Genomic DNA, 3068 nt, shown 5'->3' with positions numbered 1-3068 from the left:
GTCATCCACACCCCGGCGCTGGACGTGCTGCTGATCGAGCGGGCGGCGACGCCGGGTTTCTGGCAGTCGGTGACCGGGTCGCTGGATGCGATCGATGAGCCGTACGAAGTCGCGGCGGCGCGCGAGGTGATGGAGGAAACCAGCCTGGACGTTCGCGCCCCAGGTCACCTGCTGACCGACTGGGGCCTGCAGAACACCTACGAGATTTACCCCGAGTGGCGGCACCGCTACGCGCCGGGCGTGTACCAGAACACCGAGCGGGTGTTCGGCCTTTGCATCCCGGCGCCGGTGCCGGTGGTGCTGAGCGCGCGCGAGCACCGCGACCAGGTCTGGCTGCCCTGGCTGGAAGCGGTGGACCGGTGTTTCTCGTTTTCCAACGCCGAGGCGATTTCGTGGCTGCCGCGCCTGGGCCAGTGCACAAAACTGCCCTCATGCTCCGCCGCTGCACGGGTCGCTGCCCAAGGAACGGGGAGGGACCCGGTGCTTGCCGGGTCCGGGGGCTGATCCGCCTTGGGGCGGCCCGGCGGCGGATCTGCCTTCTGGGCCGGTGGCATGATTCGCGCATGACCACCATCCGCGTCGCGACCTACAACATCCACAAGGGCGTGCAGGGCCTGGGGCCGGCGCGCCGGCTGGAGATCCACAACCTGGTGCACGCGGTGGAGCAGTTCGACGCCGACATCGTCTGCCTGCAGGAGGTGCGGCGCCACCACCGCAAGCTGGAAAAACACTTCACCCGCTGGCCCGATCTGGACCAGGCCGGGTACCTCTCGCCCGAGGGCTACGAGTCGGTCTACCGCACCAACGCGGTCACCAAACACGGCGAGCACGGCAACGCGCTGCTCTCGCGCTGGACGGTGCTGGGCAGCGGGCACGCCGACGTGTCGGACCACCGCTTCGAGCAGCGCGGCTTGCTGCACGTGCAGTTGCTGGTCGATGGGCAACTGGTGCACGTGGTGGTGGTGCACCTGGGGCTGATCCACGCGAGCCGCGCACGCCAGGTCGAGCGGCTGGGCCATTTCATCGCCCGCGAAGTGCCCGAGGCCGAGCCCCTGATCGTGGCGGGCGACTTCAACGACTGGGGCGCGCAGCTGCTGCGGCCCATGGCCGATCTGGGGTTGCGCACCTTTGAAGGCATCCGCCTGCCGACCTATCCGTCGCGCCTGCCGCTGCTGCACCTGGACCGCATTTACGCGCGCGGGCTCCGGCCGGTGTCGGCCCACGTGCCGCACGGGCGGGCCTGGTCGCGCATGTCCGACCACCTGCCCCTGATCGCCGAGCTGGCGCTGTGTCCGTAACACCGCGCGACACCCCCGAGACGCTGTCGCGCAGCGGCGCCGGCAGCCTGCGCAACGGACACCAGCTGCTGCTGCTGCAGGGCGGGGTGGACCTGTTCCCGGCGCTGGTGGAGGCGATGGACGCCGCACGGCGCGTGGTGCACCTGGAAACCTACATCTTCGAGTTTGCGGGGGCCGCGCTGAGCGTGGCGCAGGCGCTGGAGCGCGCGGCGCAGCGCGGTGTGCAGGTGCGGCTGGTGGTGGACGGGGTGGGCACGCCGCGCGTGCCACCCGAATGGCAGCGCCGCTTCGACGCGGCCGGGGTGAAGTGGCGGGTGTACGCGCCGCTGGGCCGGCTGGGCCTGCTCATCCCCAGCCGCTGGCGGCGCCTGCACCGCAAGCTGTGCGTGGTGGACGGCACCCTCGGCTTCTGCGGCGGCATCAACATCATCGATGACCTGGACGACGTGGCCCTGGGCAAACTGACCGTGCCGCGGCTGGACTTTTCGCTGCGCGTGGCCGGGCCGCTGGTGACCGACATGGTCGACACCATGGAGCAGCTGTGGTGGCGTTTGCAGGCGGTGCGCAGCGCGCGCCAGCGCGAATTCAAGGCCGCCTGGGAGGCTCTGCGCGAAACCGACCCGACCGGGGATTTCTCGCGTCTGCTGGACAAGCTGGAGCTGCGCACCGGCCTGGGCTCGCGCGGCGGGCGCATCAACGCCGACGCCGAATGGGAGGCCACCAGCCAGGACGCGTCGACCGAGGGCCCGCTGGGCGTGAACGGCGCCCGCGCGGCGCTGCTGTTGCGCGACAACGTGGGCCACCGGCACGACATCGAGCGCGCCTACCTCAAGGCCATCGGCGAAGCTCGGCACGACATCGTGATCGCCAACGCCTACTTCATCCCTGGGCGCAAGCTGCGCCGGGCACTGATGATGGCGGTGCAGCGCGGCGTGCGGGTGCGATTGCTGTCGCAAGGGCGTTACGAGAACTTCATGCAGTATCACGCGGCTCGGCCGGTGTACCAGCGGCTGGTGGCCGCGGGCGTGGAGATCCACGAATACGCGCCCAGCGCGCTGCACGCCAAGGTGGCGGTGATCGACCGCCGCTGGGCCACCGTGGGTTCGACCAACCTGGACCCGCTGTCGCTGCTGCTGGCGCGCGAAGCCAATGTGATGACCACCGACCGCCGCTTTGCCGCACTGCTGCACGAACGGCTGGACGCGTTGCTGCAACAGCAGGGGCAGATGATCGATGCACAGTCGCTGCTGGCCCGTTCCTGGGGGCAGCGCGTGGCCGACCGGGTGGCCTTCGGTCTCATGCGAGCGCTGCTGTTCGTCACCGGGCACCGGTACTGACCTTCTGTTGAAACCCTGGCCCGAGGGCGGGTTCAGGTGCGGTGTTAGCATGGCCCATGCTCATGAAGACCGATGCTGACATGACCCCTGCCAACACCTCCCCCACCGACGAGGGCGTGCCCGTTTCCGTGAAGATCCGCGAGCGCATCAAGGCCGCGCGCCAGCGTTTTCACTCCAACGACAACATCGCCGAGTTCATCCAGCCGGGTGAACTGGAGCAATTGCTCGACGAAGTCACCGAGAAAATGCAGGGCGTGCTCGATGCCATGGTGATCGACACCGAGCATGACCACAACACCGGCAACACCGCGCGCCGCGTGGCCAAGATGTACCTCAAAGAGGTGTTCAACGGCCGTTACGTCAAGGGCCCGGCGGTCACCGAGTTTCCCAACGCCGAGCACCTCAACGAGCTGATGATCGTCGGCCCGATCAC

At 69.0% G+C, this 3068-nt stretch carries 3 protein-coding genes and 1 pseudogene; all 4 read left to right on the top strand.

Going from position 1 to position 3068, the window contains the following annotated elements; translation table 11 throughout:
* Window positions 1-504, top strand: a 504-nt coding sequence (gene nudB, locus ACR2JA_RS06650; protein WP_434008318.1) for a dihydroneopterin triphosphate diphosphatase, incomplete at its 5' end; no start/stop codon positions are given.
* A gap of 59 nt (window positions 505-563) precedes the next feature.
* Window positions 564-1298, top strand: a complete 735-nt coding sequence (locus ACR2JA_RS06645) for an endonuclease/exonuclease/phosphatase family protein (protein WP_434008317.1) — start codon at window positions 564-566, stop codon at window positions 1296-1298.
* Entirely contained in the window at window positions 1289-2635 is a 1347-nt protein-coding gene (gene clsB / locus ACR2JA_RS06640; RefSeq protein ID WP_434008316.1) for a cardiolipin synthase ClsB, read from the top strand. The genes ACR2JA_RS06645 and clsB overlap by 10 nt, the downstream gene beginning before the upstream one ends.
* 56 nt (window positions 2636-2691) lie before the next feature.
* A pseudogene (locus tag ACR2JA_RS06635) lies at window positions 2692-3068 on the top strand (GTP cyclohydrolase I); the annotation flags it as partial.

The organism is Hydrogenophaga sp. (genome assembly GCF_051007235.1).
In the GTDB taxonomy this organism is placed as follows: domain Bacteria; phylum Pseudomonadota; class Gammaproteobacteria; order Burkholderiales; family Burkholderiaceae_C; genus Hydrogenophaga.
This window is presented reverse-complemented; position numbering and strand designations above follow the sequence as displayed.